At 59.1% G+C, this 12,424-nt stretch carries 17 protein-coding genes; 14 read left to right on the forward strand and 3 right to left on the reverse strand.

The window, feature by feature from the left end:
* The first annotated feature begins 88 nt into the window (after positions 1 to 88).
* The 9 genes from OCW50_RS19040 to hfq all read left to right on the forward strand — a co-directional run bounded on the left by OCW50_RS19040 (position 89) and on the right by hfq (position 6,030).
* Positions 89 to 1,006 carry a hypothetical protein gene (locus OCW50_RS19040; RefSeq protein ID WP_262267222.1) on the forward strand — a complete coding sequence of 306 codons (918 nt, stop codon included), beginning with the start codon at positions 89 to 91 and terminating at the stop codon, positions 1,004 to 1,006.
* A gap of 80 nt (positions 1,007 to 1,086) precedes the next feature.
* Positions 1,087 to 1,767: an FRG domain-containing protein gene (locus OCW50_RS19045; RefSeq protein WP_262267221.1), complete on the forward strand. Its 681-nt coding sequence runs from the start codon at positions 1,087 to 1,089 to the stop codon at positions 1,765 to 1,767.
* Between the two features lie 11 nt (positions 1,768 to 1,778).
* Positions 1,779 to 2,426, forward strand: a complete 648-nt coding sequence (locus tag OCW50_RS19050; RefSeq protein WP_262267220.1) for a hypothetical protein — start codon at positions 1,779 to 1,781, stop codon at positions 2,424 to 2,426.
* Positions 2,427 to 2,618: 192 nt separating this feature from the next.
* Positions 2,619 to 2,999, forward strand: a complete 381-nt coding sequence (locus OCW50_RS19055) for a hypothetical protein (RefSeq protein ID WP_262267219.1) — start codon at positions 2,619 to 2,621, stop codon at positions 2,997 to 2,999.
* 182 nt (positions 3,000 to 3,181) lie between these two features.
* Positions 3,182 to 3,574 (forward strand): hypothetical protein, encoded by a 393-nt coding sequence (locus OCW50_RS19060; protein ID WP_262267218.1) that lies wholly within the window; start codon positions 3,182 to 3,184, stop codon positions 3,572 to 3,574.
* A 189-nt stretch (positions 3,575 to 3,763) separates the two neighbouring features.
* Positions 3,764 to 4,129, forward strand: a complete 366-nt coding sequence (locus tag OCW50_RS19065) for a hypothetical protein (RefSeq protein ID WP_262267217.1) — start codon at positions 3,764 to 3,766, stop codon at positions 4,127 to 4,129.
* Between the two features lie 162 nt (positions 4,130 to 4,291).
* Positions 4,292 to 5,296 (forward strand): DUF4424 family protein, encoded by a 1,005-nt coding sequence (locus OCW50_RS19070; protein ID WP_262267216.1) that lies wholly within the window; start codon positions 4,292 to 4,294, stop codon positions 5,294 to 5,296.
* A gap of 39 nt (positions 5,297 to 5,335) precedes the next feature.
* Positions 5,336 to 5,686 (forward strand): hypothetical protein, encoded by a 351-nt coding sequence (locus OCW50_RS19075; protein WP_262267215.1) that lies wholly within the window; start codon positions 5,336 to 5,338, stop codon positions 5,684 to 5,686.
* Between the two features lie 107 nt (positions 5,687 to 5,793).
* A complete protein-coding gene (hfq, locus tag OCW50_RS19080; protein WP_262267214.1) occupies positions 5,794 to 6,030 on the forward strand; it encodes an RNA chaperone Hfq in 237 nt (78 codons plus the stop codon).
* A 5-nt stretch (positions 6,031 to 6,035) separates the two neighbouring features.
* Here hfq and OCW50_RS19085 read toward each other — a convergent pair whose 3' ends face one another.
* Positions 6,036 to 6,401, reverse strand: a complete 366-nt coding sequence (locus OCW50_RS19085) for a hypothetical protein (protein WP_262267213.1) — start codon at positions 6,399 to 6,401, stop codon at positions 6,036 to 6,038.
* A gap of 181 nt (positions 6,402 to 6,582) precedes the next feature.
* On the opposite strand from OCW50_RS19085, the gene OCW50_RS19090 reads away from it, so the two are divergent.
* Together OCW50_RS19090 and OCW50_RS19095 are read left to right on the forward strand one after the other, a co-directional pair.
* Positions 6,583 to 6,960: a hypothetical protein gene (locus tag OCW50_RS19090; protein WP_262267212.1), complete on the forward strand. Its 378-nt coding sequence runs from the start codon at positions 6,583 to 6,585 to the stop codon at positions 6,958 to 6,960.
* Positions 6,961 to 6,967: 7 nt separating this feature from the next.
* Complete coding sequence (locus tag OCW50_RS19095; protein WP_262267211.1) at positions 6,968 to 8,206, forward strand: AAA family ATPase; 1,239 nt, start codon at positions 6,968 to 6,970, stop codon at positions 8,204 to 8,206.
* Between the two features lie 318 nt (positions 8,207 to 8,524).
* Here the strand turns inward: OCW50_RS19095 and OCW50_RS19100 are convergent, their stop codons facing one another.
* The gene (locus OCW50_RS19100; RefSeq protein WP_262298610.1) at positions 8,525 to 8,857 is read right to left on the reverse strand and encodes a hypothetical protein; all 333 of its coding nucleotides are present in this window, start codon (positions 8,855 to 8,857) and stop codon (positions 8,525 to 8,527) included.
* The gene (locus tag OCW50_RS19105; protein ID WP_262267209.1) at positions 8,854 to 10,290 is read right to left on the reverse strand and encodes a hypothetical protein; all 1,437 of its coding nucleotides are present in this window, start codon (positions 10,288 to 10,290) and stop codon (positions 8,854 to 8,856) included. The genes OCW50_RS19100 and OCW50_RS19105 overlap by 4 nt, the downstream gene beginning before the upstream one ends.
* A gap of 337 nt (positions 10,291 to 10,627) precedes the next feature.
* Here OCW50_RS19105 and OCW50_RS19110 point away from each other — a divergent pair, with 337 nt between their 5' ends.
* From OCW50_RS19110 to OCW50_RS19120, 3 genes are all read left to right on the forward strand, one after another.
* Complete coding sequence (locus tag OCW50_RS19110) at positions 10,628 to 11,455, forward strand: metallophosphoesterase (protein ID WP_262267208.1); 828 nt, start codon at positions 10,628 to 10,630, stop codon at positions 11,453 to 11,455.
* A 74-nt stretch (positions 11,456 to 11,529) separates the two neighbouring features.
* On the forward strand, positions 11,530 to 11,787 hold the full coding sequence (locus OCW50_RS19115; protein WP_262267207.1) for a hypothetical protein: 258 nt from the start codon (positions 11,530 to 11,532) through the stop codon (positions 11,785 to 11,787).
* 10 nt (positions 11,788 to 11,797) lie between these two features.
* Positions 11,798 to 12,409, forward strand: a complete 612-nt coding sequence (locus tag OCW50_RS19120; RefSeq protein ID WP_262267206.1) for an ImmA/IrrE family metallo-endopeptidase — start codon at positions 11,798 to 11,800, stop codon at positions 12,407 to 12,409.
* Positions 12,410 to 12,424 lie beyond the last annotated feature (15 nt).

Raw genomic sequence — 12,424 nt, forward strand, 5'->3', positions numbered from 1 at the left:
TTTAGGACTTCGTCCAAAGCTCTTTTTCTCGATCGTGAAGATCGAACCAGGGTGATTTCGAAATCCCCGAAAGGAAAAGGGCTCGCCGATGTCTCGCATCTATAATGAAATTCGTGGTCAGCGCCTCGCCATCTCGGAGATTGAGACCGCCCAGTACAACCTGTCCAAAGAGCGCTGCGAAGCCCGGAAATCCGTTCAGGCCGATATCCGCGCCCTCTTTCAGAACCTTCCCGCAGGCCTGCGGCACCTCACGCACGCGTTTTTGGCCGCCGAGGGCAATCGCTACCTGCTGATCGACCTCGACGGTCCTGAGGGCGGGATTGTCAATGGTGCCCGCACCCGCTTCACCCTCATCGACATCTGCCCGAGCCTCGCCGGGCTCGCTGCCTGGGACGTCGCCCGCGATGAATTCCTGGGGGAGGTGAACGAGTTCTCGTTCCGTGACTCTACCTTCTGGCCGGACTGGATGGTCTATTCCGACCACCCCCAGAAGCGGAAGGTATGGACGGACGGCGCGTTCCACGCCGGCGTGAAGTCGGGCTACTTCGGGAAGATCCTGCTTCCGGTGGCGGGCCCTGCCCTCGCACACCCGGCTTTCGCCTGCTTGGCGGACTACGCCAGGTCCGTGATTGAGCGCAAGGATGCCAACATGGAGCATCTGCGCGCCTTCGACGCTAGGTTCGACGCCTATGATGCTCAGATTGAGGAGATCGAGCGGAAGGCCGAAGCCTTCGCTCGGACCGAGGGCCAGGACCCGGAGGTCCTGACGGCTCACAACGGTGAGCTCGCTGGCCTGATCCGGACCATGGATTGGACCTACGACATGGCCGACCTCCCCAACCGCGCTTACGCGGAGCAGGAGCGTCGGATCCGCTCGCTGCTCTCGGCGCTGCCGGTGGACGACGCAGTAGTACTGTTCGTCCATAACGCCGGAACCAACTGGGTGAAGGCTCCCTATTACCTCCAGTGGCACCCGGAGGTGAAACAGGTGAAGGCGGCGGCCTAGGCCGCGCCTTCCTCAATCAGCTTGGCTATTGCGTGCCGATCCGATAGCTTGCCGCCAACAAAGTAACATGCTCCGGTGCCATGACGCTCCTGCCGACTCCCACATGGGATACCTTCCTTCGGACCGTTTCCACCCGAACCAACGGAACCTGGCTTTTCCGGGGGCAGGCCGCTAAGAAATGGCCTCTCACCCCATCCGCCGGCCGCGACCAGTGTGTCGGAAGCGCGGGCTACCGTCGTGCCGACGAGTACAACCTGTTCAAGGACTTTATTCGGGAAGCTAAACGTTACGTCGAGAGTGGCTTCAGCGAACTTGAATGGCTCGCCCTGGCACAGCACCATGGCCTTCCCACCCGCCTTCTGGACTGGTCCACCAACCCTCTGGTTGCGGCCTGGTTTGCCTGTGAGAAGGAAGAAAACACGGACGACGGCGTCGTCCACATGATCAACGTGCCCTCCTTGGACAGAAGGGATGACGTACAGCCCTTCGATCCCAGATTATCGGACGTGGCTCTCGTCCAGGTCCCGCCGCGCGTGGGACGGATCACTGCCCAGCAGGGCCTGTTTTCCCTACACCCCGACCCAACGGCCAAATGGACGCCCGGCCGCGCTCTAAGGTATCATACCCTTGAAATTCCCGGGGCTGAGAAACCATTTTTCAGGCAGGCACTTGATGCTTTTGGGGTCAACCGTGGACGCCTAATGGTTGATCTCGATGGACTAGGCGCCACGCTCTCTTGGAAGTATCGTACACGCCTGTAGCGAGGTCTCAAATGTCGAAAACCCAGTCTCGAGATGCCGGAGCAGGGGTCAAGAAGCGGAGTTCCGCTGGATCGCAGGGCGTGAAGAAGCGAGCGGCAGAGGCATTGAAGGGCTTCGCGGGTGCTTCTGAGGGCAAAGCCGGAGGCGGAATCCGGACAACTGAAGTGGCAAAGGGTTTCGTTAGGATCCATGCCAGAGAAACCCTTCGTCCCACAAAGGAAGTCACTTTGGAGGTTGCATCTCGCACGGACCAGTCCCTAGGTGCGTCATGGGGGGTCCGCGGCAAGGTAACCTCCTCACAGTTCTACGGTGGCGAGCAAGTGATCAGTCCAATGCCGACCGAGCCGGACACTGTCCATGTGGCTGCCTTCGTTCGCAGTTTCGATGTCCAGAAGCACCCGTCGTGGAACGAGGTGAAGAAGGACCACCCCAAGGCGAGCCTGTTCGTAACGGAATGCTCTCCCGACTCGGTCGAGATCGAGTCAGGCGGGAAGTTCAGCACACGCGCCCAGCTCCTGGTCGATGTTCCGGTGAAATATCCTGATGGCTTTGAGGTCGAAGGCTCAATGACCGTGCCGGCCTTCGTCACAGGAACACTCAAAAATAACGGCGATGTGGTGATCAAGGAATTCAGGCTGAGCGTGGATCATCCTGCTTAGATTACTGCGGATACACGAGATGATCGAGAACCCGGCCTGGTGCCGGGTTTTTTATTGCTCGGATATTGGCTCGTTCTCTCACTCAATCGAGCGCTAAGGGAAATTCAGAAAATACCCGAAAGCAAAGATCAGGTTTCGCTTCAAAGAAGCGGGAAAAGTTTGGTCAAAATCCCCAGAAAAAGGATGAGTTCGATGACAAACGCAGCCGTTGCCACCTCCGCCACCACCGTCGCCGCTAACGACAACGCCAAGCAGCAGCGCACCTACCCGCGCGTTGTGACGCCCAAGGCAATCAAGGAAGGCAAGAACAAGAACGGCACCGAATTCGTCAGCTTCATCGGTGAGTACCGCCGCCGCGGCTCCGAGAAGACCTACACGATGTTCCACACTGCGAGTGGCGCTGCCCTCGCTGGACTTCGTGACGACCTGAAGGAAGGCCAGCCCATCCGGGTCTTCGGCGTCTTCGACGAGATGCCGGCCGACGGTGAGCGGAAGGCAAAACAGGTTTTCCGGATTATTGGCCGGTCGGTCCCGCGTGAGCAGGGTGCCGAAGAGATGCAGCAGGCCGCATAAGGACTGCACGAAGAGAGAAGAACGAGCCGCCTTCGGGTGGCTTTTTTCATGGGCGGATCGGGCGTGTTGAACGCACCGATCGATCACATCACCAGGTGTCTTACGCCACGCAGGAAAAGACATCAGTTGCTCTCTGGTGAGAGCGCAAGAGTTTTTGTCAAATCCCCGGAAAGGAAAGTTCGATGACAAACGCAGCAGTCGCCTCCAACGTCGCCACCGTCGCCAACGACAACGCCCAGAAGCAGCGCACCTACCCGCGCATGGTGACGCCGAAGACGATCAAGGAGGGCTCCAACAAGAACGGCACGCCGTTTGTCAGCTTCGTCGGTGAGTACACCCGCCGCGGCGCCAGCAAGCCCTCGACGATGCTCCACACCGCGTCAGGCAAGTCTCTGGCGGCGATCAAGGATCAACTCAAGGAGGGCCAGCCGATCCGCGTCTTCGGCATCTTCGAGACAATGCCGGCTACGGAAGATCGCACCGAGGGTCAGGTGTTTCGGATTATCGGCCTGAGCACGCCGCGTGAGAGCGCTCCGGTCGATGCCGCCCAGACCGAAATGAAAGACGCCGCATAAGGTCAAGTCCAAGAACGTGGGACGATAAAGAGAGCCGCCTTCGGGCGGCTTTTCTCATGGGTGCGGAGGGCGTGATTACGCACCATCCGGAAAGCGATCTGAAGGTCTCCGACAGAAAGACGAGAATTCAGGTTCCTGCAGAAAAGTGAGCAGAAGCTCGGTTCAATCCCCGAAAAGGAAGAGAGTTCGATGAACGACAATACCGCCACCTCCGCCGCCGTTTCCACCGAGACCCGCGCCCGTTCGTACCCGCGCACGGTCACGCCCAAGACTATCAAGGAAGGCAAGAATAAGAACGGCACGGAGTTCGTGAGCTTCATCGGCGAGTATCGCCGTCAGGGCAAAGACAAAGTCTACACGATGTTCCACACTGCGAGCGGTGCAGCCCTGAGTTCGATTCGCGAGCAGCTGAAGGAAGGCCAGCCGATCCGTGTCTTCGGCGTGTTCGACGAGATGCCGGCGGATGCCGAGCGCAAGAGCAAGCAGGTTTTCCGGATAATCGGCCTCTCGACGTCGCGCGAGCAGGCTGTCGAAGAGATGAAGCAGGCCGCCTAATCGGCACCATGAAGGAGCCGCCCTCGGGCGGCTTTTTTCATGCTCGATGAGGGTGCCCCGGAATATCGCTATGTCGCAGGGCGACGAAAGGTTCGCACAAGCGCTCTTTCTCATATGGTCTGTTGCGGAACGGTGCCCGCCCACCGTCATGAGGATTCTTCGATGCGTCACCTCCTTGCGGTTGCTGCCATTTTGTCGGTTAGCGTTGCGGCGCTGCCGGCTCAAGCAAACGATACGATGGCCCACTTTGCGGCCGGAGAGCTCGTTTTCACTCAGACCGACGCCGTGAGTATGGTTTCAGAAGATCTGTTCCTCTCGACCGAGGAAGTCCGGGTCACCTACCGCTTTCGGAATCTCACCTCCCAGGATGTCACCGGTACGGTGGCGTTCCCCATGCCGGAGGTTCGCGTCACGATGTCAGACGCAGACTACCCCGATGGACCCGAGGCAAACCCAATGCGGTTCTCGGTTACGGTTGACGGGCGGCCACTTCCCATTCAGTTCGAGGCGAAAGCGATGGTCGAGGGCCGGGATGTGACCAAGGTCCTTCGAGACTTAAACATACCGGTTCCACCCTACGCTGAACGAGTGGATGCCGCCCTTAAGAGATTAGATCGTGCCACGGGCGCCCGCTTGGAAAAGGAAGGCATCATTGAGCTTCAAGAGTCCTACCGGCAGGACGGCACATCATACAAGGAACCGCTTCCAAAGTGGGCCCTAGCTGGGTCTTATCATTGGCAGCAAACATTTCCGGCTGGGCGGGACACAGTCATCCAGCATCGGTATAAGCCCAGCGTTGGAGCCACTGTTATCTCCTTGGAGTCCATGGTCACCGCCAAGACCGTAGAGGACATGTACCTCATCGGCGAAAATTCCTGCATGGACAAGGACTTCATAAACGGTGCGAAAAGGTGGGCCGCCCGCGAACTCAGGCGCGACAAGGGTGCGAGCCAGCGTATGCTCGAGTACATCCTCGTCACTGGCGCGAACTGGGCCGGTCCCATCGGCACCTTCACGCTGACCGTCGACAAAGGACGACCTGACAATATGGTCAGCTTCTGCGCCGAGGGTGTTAAGAAGATTGCGCCAACGCAGTTTCAGATGGTCAAGAAGAACTTCAAGCCCAAACAGAACCTTTCGGTGCTGATCCTGGAAGCAGGAATCTGATCGTTCTGCTCACCATCCTCGCTCAATTGCGGAGCATCTATGACGAATACGCTACTAGGATCCTTGTTAACTGCAGCATTGATCACGATTTCAAGCGGGGCAACCGCAGAAAGCTACAAGAGGCACTGCAGCTATTTCAACTACACGACAAACGAGTCGTATGAAGGAGCATGTACCGAAGTTGAGCTTCCTTCGGCGGAGCTTCCATTCAAGCGGGAATACCGGTTCAAGAAGAAAGTTGTACGCGTCACAATACTCCAGTCAGCCGGGATTTGGGCCTCGATTGAGCTCAACGGCAAGCCTGGAATGCGATACGAGATTGATCGGGCGAACTTCTCTTACAGCAGCCGGGATCTTTCCGAGACTCTCGATACAGGAAGCCCAAAGTAGGCCTTTCTGAGGGTGGATACCGGAGCAAGCCGCCTTGAGGCGGCTTTTTTCTTGCGTGAGCCCGCAACCCACGCTGTATAGAAGAGCCACACAGTGAGGAGAGCACGGTGGCCAAATCCGTCAGCCCGCAGGAGCAAGATTGGTTCTTTGAGCGTCTGCGTGGCGCCAGGGTGGACGTCAATATGTTCTTGATCAACGGGGTGAGATTGATCGGGCGGATTGATCGGTTCGACCGATACACTGTCCTCCTCACCCGAGGTTCAAGCTCTCAAACCGTCTACAAGCACACGATCTCGACGATCGCGGTGCCGGAAGGCTTCGAAATCAGTCCTCCCGAAATGTAGCGATGTCAGGCGGCAACATCTTCGGGAATGATCCTTCCTAGATTTTTGGAGCCTTGCGTAGACTTCCCCGATCCTCTGGCCTCAACTTTGGATTTCCCCATCTCGTCACGTATGGCCTCATAGCGAGCGACATACTCGTGGTTTGCTCGGGTGATCTCCCTGAGCTCGCCTTTAAGCTCACCCAGCTCGGCCTTCAATTCAGCAATCTGTTCAGCCTGGTTGTTATCCTGCCGGATCTGGGATCGGAGGTCGCGGATCGTCTCCTGCTGACCAGCCAGTTTCGCCTCGAGCTTCTTGATCCTGCGCTCCGCCTCCGCCAGCAACCGTTCCGGGCTCTTGATTTGATCTGCAGGCTGAATTGCGCCGGCCATGGTAACTGTAACTCCGTTTCTTTGGGGATTTGTAGGAACAAAATAGGAACGGAGGAGAATGGTCAAGGAGACAGCCTGTCGCGCTAGCGTCTGGGCCCTTGGAGGGCACAGCTAGGATCATCTATCAGGAAGGGGCAGCAAAAACTCAAATCAGAAATCCCGCAAAATGGATGAGATGAGCATGCTCAAGGCGACGATGTATTTCTCTTACGGACGCGACTCACGGTCGGGTCTGAAATCGAAGACGACATTCGACGCCATTCTGGCAGGCGAGCGCAGCTCGACGACACGATTTCCATCGTGGCCAGGATATGAGCGCTGGAAAGGTCTGAAGGTCGGCGATCAGGTCAGGTTTTATGCCGATCGCGACATGAAGGGACGCTATGTCGATGTCACCGTCACCGAGGTTCCCAAGGTGATCGAGCTCGCGAAATGCAGCGAGGCGGACCTCGCCGCCTGGTCAGAAGCCGAGGGCTGGAGCCAGGCCGCCGGCCGTCGCTATGGAGGGCAGTATGGTCCGGGTCTTCAGATCCGGTACCGGCCCGTCGCCACCTCGTGAGGAGACGATGAGAAAGTCATTCTCTTTCCCATACTTCGTCGTGAAGATCGGGTTCACCCTCCTCGCACTCTACATCACGGCAATCTATCTCATGACCAATCTGCCCATCTATGGGCGCTCGTACTTCAATTGGTTCCTTGCCATCGCGATTGTGACGTGGGTTCTGGTCCTTATCGGCCTAGCCCACGAAACCCGCCTCACCTCCCGTTTCGTCGGGCTTTTCGTCAAAGGACTGCCACCCAGGTGGCTGCGGATCATCATGGACCTTCTCGATCGCTACACTAACAAGGATGGCCTCCTCGCACGTCTGGCTGCTGTCCAGCGCGCCGAAAACCTCGACGCGACTGCTCTTGCCGCTGCCGTGAAGCAAAAGGTCGTAGGCCAGGATGTTGTGGCGGACGAGGTTGCGGCCACCCTGCGCCGTCGCTTGGCCCAAGTCGCACGCGACAAGCCCGTCGGCGTCTTCCTGTTCGTCGGCCCGCCCGGCGTGGGCAAGACCGAAATGGGCAAGCAGTTCGCTCGCAACTTGAAGCGCGGGTTCCTCTTTGAAGATATGTCGACCTGCAGCAATCCTGCCGGCGCCGAGCGCCTCTTTGGCGTGCCGCCTGGATACTCAGGCTCCGATCGATATGGGAGCCTCACAGGGGGGCTGCGGGATCAACCCAACTCCTTCGTGCTCCTTGATGAAATCGAGAAAGCCCATGTCGACGTCCAGAAGCGGTTTCTGACTGCCTGGAATGATGGCTTCGTGACCGAAGCCTCGACTGGCCAGAAAGTGCCGACCAACCGGGCCATTTTCGCCGCAACGACCAACGCAGCTGCAGACCGGATTGGCGAATTGGCTCGGGAGATCACCGACCGCGATAAGCTACTGACTGCGGTTCACAACGTGCTCAAGGAGGCCGGTTTCCCGGCCGAGGTGTTGAGCCGAATTGATGAGGTGTTCGTCTTCAACCCGCTTCAGGGGCTCGACCTTGCCCGGGTGGCGATCATCCAAATCGTTAATATCGTGGAGAGTTACGGCCTCGAGCTCGACCAGGGCGGGATTGACGACATGATCCTGTTCGACGCCATGCAGCGGGCCGAGGTTCTGCAGACTGCCGGCGGTGTGCGCGCCGTGATCAGAGCCCTCGAGAAGCGCATTGCCGATGTCCTGATCGAGGCCAGGCAGAAGGGCGCTCGCCGCGTCAAGCTCACGATGAATGAGTCGGACCTTGATATGGTCCAGGTGACGATCACCGGATAGGAGGAGCACCATGTTTGATCGGCTGGTTCCCAGACCCATCCGGAGGCTTTGGAATGAGGCGTCAGTCTGGCGCTGGTGTCTCATCCTCGCCGTGTTGTCGACGGGCATGCTCCTGATCGCCTCACCGCCACAGCCATCAGCGGCCACCGGCGCTACCAAAGTGGCCACTCAACCCTTTGCTAAAGCTGGCACAGCCGCCCCTTGAGGCGGCTGCGTCAGTCACGGGGAACATCCACGTAAGTAATCCGGCGACCCGTAGCAGCTCTGGGGCCGCCGTTCACCTTCAACGATGACCGGTTCCACCATCCACCAGTCCTTTTATTCAAGGGGAACCCGCCGCCTCAGGCTTCGTACCGCGAAGTGGAAACGTATGCGTGACAGCGCAATCCCCAGCAGCTTGCCGATCAATGTACTGGTGAAGACCACGAGCAATCCCAAGGCGACCGTGGATTGCCAGGACCGCCCGGCAACCGGCGCCACGACCGTATGGGCGACCCACAGTCCCGTCGCACCGAGCATGACGATCGCCCCAAGGCCACAGCCGCAGTCGGTACGAAGCGAGTCGAGACGCCGCTTCACGGCCGCCGCCTCATGAGCGGGCAGCGCCGTCAGCGCTAGCCGCAAGCTACGATCGTGGCTGATCCTACTCATGTCACGACAACATGCCTGTCAGCGAGGCAGTCGATTGGGAAGTTCGCTATGATATAGTCCCAGACCTTCTTTGCTTCGTCGTGGCTGAACTGAGGCTCGCCGCTGAAGCAGAGGTATTCCGGGATCAGCCACCCGCTCCACCAGCTATGGTCCTTCGGGTTGACCATGATGCGGTCCAACCCATCGACATGGCAGAGCCCGAAGGTGTGTCCGAGCTCGTGGATTGGCACCCAGGTCCGCACCCAGTTTGGGAGGCCATGGCGGTACAGGGCGCCGGTGCCGCCGTGGTTCCCGATCTTGCCACCATCTAGGCAGGTGTTCGTGAACATGCAGGCCGCGTATCCCGTATAGGAATCGTTCGCTACGAACCGGAAGGTGCCAAAGATGACTGGCTTGCACAGTAGGTCCCTTGCGCGCTCTACTGCTGCGGGATCCTGGGGACTCGCCGGGTCACAACGGAATCCGGGCACGGAGGGTTCCCGGTTAAACGGGCTTCTCGCCAGGACATCCAGCACGGCACAGGAATTGTGCTGGCCATCAGGATCGGTGATGTTCGCCTGGACCTGGGTCCGTTCGGTGAGGTGAACGTCCTGTAGGTCGACCACCAATTTCAAGCCGATCGTGTCGCCTTTGATCTGGATGTTGTGGATCCTGTCGAGCAGCGCCGAGTCGCTCATGGCATAGATCGAGAAACTCTTGCTGCTCGGGTTGCCCAGATACTCGTCAATGTCCGATTCCGATGACACGTCTCCGCGGATGTCGGGGCTGCTTCTCTGCAAGAACTTGTCCCACTTGAAGCCCGCTAGCTTCTTCAGGTCGACTCTCCTGTTGGGATCGGGGTCGTCGTTCCATTGCACTAGGGCGGGAACCGTTTCTCCAGGCGCGATGTAGTCCGAGCGCACGAAACCCCGATAGCTCGTCAGGGTTAGGCGCAGGCCGAAGCCGCTGCCACCGATCCCCAGCGCCGCCTTGATGTCCGCGCGGTCGGCCTCGGTGAAGCGCCGGCTCTTATCGATGAGATCCTCGACGTAGCCGATGAGCCGCCACTTGTTCACGCTGCCCCGGAATGCGCCATACAGGCCGCAGGGGAAGACCACGGTCCGAATGAGGTCGCCGACCAGGCCACCGAACGCACCTAGGATCTCCATAAAGCCATCAAAGACCCGGCTCCAGTCCCAGGTGAAGATGCCGGCAATGATGTCCCAGCCACCCGTGATGACTGCGACGACCAAGTCGTATGCGTCGCCGAGGATTTCACAGACGGTCGTGACCACCCACTTCAGCACCGTGACGACCACCCAGACCAGGAAGCAGAACCACTTGTTGCAGCAGGCGCACCACCATTTGCACTTCTTCTTCACGCATTGCTGGACCTGCTGGGATACGTTGTCCTCGACCCATTCCCCAATCTGATGGCAATATTTCTGCGTCACCTGAGCCCTCCATCCCCTCTCTATGGGGAGACCAAGAGTGCGGTGCGCCCTCAAAGTTATCTGTGATCTACCTCACGCCCGCTCGCGCTGTTTTTGTCGCAAACGCCTGCGAGGGCCACTGAAGTAGCTGGATGGGTTCGCCTTTGAGGGGGCTGCCGCAAAGTTTTGGCGCTTATCGCGCGTTGAGCAGGCGGGCGGCAGATGCGCCTCCGACCCAGAGGTGACCGATGATCCTGAACACCCTTATCGAGAAGTTGAAGCGTCGGGCTAAGAGGCTGGATTTTGCCTGATCCACGATGGGCGAACCCGTTACCGGGAAAACCCCAAGAGGATCGAAATGACCATAACGATCTCCCAGCACCTCCTCCCGTTTGTCGCTCGGCCAGATGAGGAGATCTTCGCGATCGGCGACCTACATGGCCGCAGCGACCTCATGAAGGCACTCTTCGAGATCATCGCCGCTGCCCCTCGCGCCCCTGGCTGCCGACGGATTGTAGTTCTCCTTGGCGACTTGATCGATCGGGGGCCGGATTCCCTCGGTTGCCTTGACCTTGCCATCGAGGCCAAGGACCGCACCGGCGCCGACATCGTGGATGCCCTTGCTGGCAACCACGAGCAGATGCTTCTCGCGACCATCGTCCTGGATGGTCAGGTGCATCGCAGGAAGACTGCCTACAGCAACTGGCTGTTGAATGGCGGCATGAGGGTCGTGACCGACCTTCTGGACGAGGGGCATAGCGCCAAGACTCCCAGCGATCTGAGGGATGCTCTTGGGTCGAGGCGGGTAGAGTTCCTCGAGGGGCTGTCGAAGCACCGGACCTCGGGCGAGTTCATGTTCATCCACGCCGGGCTGAATCCATATGTCGACCTGGAGAAGTTCCTGGCCGAGCCGATCGACATCGACTTCCGGGAACTCGAAGAGCAGGACCATTGGGCTTGGGTTCGGAACCCGTTCCTCGCCTTCAACCCCTCCGAGCATGAGAAACGAGGCCACCACGGGTTCTTCGTGGTGCACGGCCACACCGCTCCCAAGGACGAATGGTTTCCCGTCGCGGAGCAGTTGTGCCTCGACCGGCTCAACCTTGATGCCGGCTCGTACGCCACTGGCCGCGCCCGGATGGCTCGGATCATCGGCTCTGAGCTGACCTTCTACGAGGTGTCCTAGCGACACCTCTGTTCGTTTCAGCACATCCAATCAGCGGAAAATCAGGGATTTAAGTCCCCAGAAGGAGTGGTCACATGCACGCCTATACCCGCCCGCTCGTCCGTCGCCGGCCCAATGCTGCAGAACGGACTGCTCAGATCGTCCTTCTCGGGCTCGTTCTGATCGGCATTGCCGCTGTGCTTGCGGTCGTCATTTGCTCGGTGTTCGAACCCCACGTGGTCGTGGCATTCCTCGTCGTGGCGCTCCTGTTCCTCGTCTTTCGGATCGAGACGCGTCCCCAGCACCTCCCCAAGGGGGCATTCTATCCGTCTCGCGCCCTTGGGCACCGCTGAGGGCCGCCCCATGCACTTTCCCAGCCAGGTATACCAGCCTGTCCCGGCGAACTGCGCCCGCCCTGCCATCGAGACGTTCGCCGAAAGTGTCGCCGAGCGTCTTGGTTTCATCCCGGATCAGGACCTGGCGGAATCCCGCCAGATGAGCGGGAAGGTTCGCTTCGATCGAATCCACGATTTGATCAAGAAGCTCGGAGGTCAGATCGGGTTCGAATATGTTCCACCCGCCGAACTCAGCACCTCTCAAAGCCTGATTGTTTTCAACAACGAGCGGTTTGAGATCGCTCTGAATGGCCGGTTGCGCCTGGAGGAGCGACAGCAGAACTGGATCCTTGCCCAGGAGCTCGGTCACTTTCTCCTGCATTATCCGATGGTCCGACAGAAGCACGGCGATGTCGCCATGGCGGCTAACCGGTACCCGGACCAATCCAACCCAGCAGCGGTTCAGGCCCGCCGGGAAGCCATGTGGTTCGCCTTTGGGCTTCTCACTCCGGCGAAAGCCTTCATGGAGATTTACCGGAGCACTGATCGGCCGGTCTCTCTCGAATTCCGCTTCAACCTGCCCTACCGGGTGATCGATCTCCGGTACCAGTACCTGAGTGAACTGAAGGCCTCAGGCTGAGACTCAGTTCAATCT

The sequence above is a fragment of the Microvirga sesbaniae genome (assembly GCF_025460805.1).
Lineage (GTDB): Bacteria > Pseudomonadota > Alphaproteobacteria > Rhizobiales > Beijerinckiaceae > Microvirga > Microvirga sesbaniae.

Coding starts and splice junctions, on each gene's coding strand:
- OCW50_RS19040 (WP_262267222.1), top strand. CDS start 89: ATGTCTCGCATCTATAATGAAATTCGTGGTCAGCGCCTCGCCATCTCG.
- OCW50_RS19045 (WP_262267221.1), top strand. CDS start 1,087: ATGACGCTCCTGCCGACTCCCACATGGGATACCTTCCTTCGGACCGTT.
- OCW50_RS19050 (WP_262267220.1), top strand. CDS start 1,779: ATGTCGAAAACCCAGTCTCGAGATGCCGGAGCAGGGGTCAAGAAGCGG.
- OCW50_RS19055 (WP_262267219.1), top strand. CDS start 2,619: ATGACAAACGCAGCCGTTGCCACCTCCGCCACCACCGTCGCCGCTAAC.
- OCW50_RS19060 (WP_262267218.1), top strand. CDS start 3,182: ATGACAAACGCAGCAGTCGCCTCCAACGTCGCCACCGTCGCCAACGAC.
- OCW50_RS19065 (WP_262267217.1), top strand. CDS start 3,764: ATGAACGACAATACCGCCACCTCCGCCGCCGTTTCCACCGAGACCCGC.
- OCW50_RS19070 (WP_262267216.1), top strand. CDS start 4,292: ATGCGTCACCTCCTTGCGGTTGCTGCCATTTTGTCGGTTAGCGTTGCG.
- OCW50_RS19075 (WP_262267215.1), top strand. CDS start 5,336: ATGACGAATACGCTACTAGGATCCTTGTTAACTGCAGCATTGATCACG.
- OCW50_RS19085 (WP_262267213.1), bottom strand. CDS start 6,401: ATGGCCGGCGCAATTCAGCCTGCAGATCAAATCAAGAGCCCGGAACGG.
- OCW50_RS19090 (WP_262267212.1), top strand. CDS start 6,583: ATGCTCAAGGCGACGATGTATTTCTCTTACGGACGCGACTCACGGTCG.
- OCW50_RS19095 (WP_262267211.1), top strand. CDS start 6,968: ATGAGAAAGTCATTCTCTTTCCCATACTTCGTCGTGAAGATCGGGTTC.
- OCW50_RS19100 (WP_262298610.1), bottom strand. CDS start 8,857: ATGAGTAGGATCAGCCACGATCGTAGCTTGCGGCTAGCGCTGACGGCG.
- OCW50_RS19110 (WP_262267208.1), top strand. CDS start 10,628: ATGACCATAACGATCTCCCAGCACCTCCTCCCGTTTGTCGCTCGGCCA.
- OCW50_RS19115 (WP_262267207.1), top strand. CDS start 11,530: ATGCACGCCTATACCCGCCCGCTCGTCCGTCGCCGGCCCAATGCTGCA.
- OCW50_RS19120 (WP_262267206.1), top strand. CDS start 11,798: ATGCACTTTCCCAGCCAGGTATACCAGCCTGTCCCGGCGAACTGCGCC.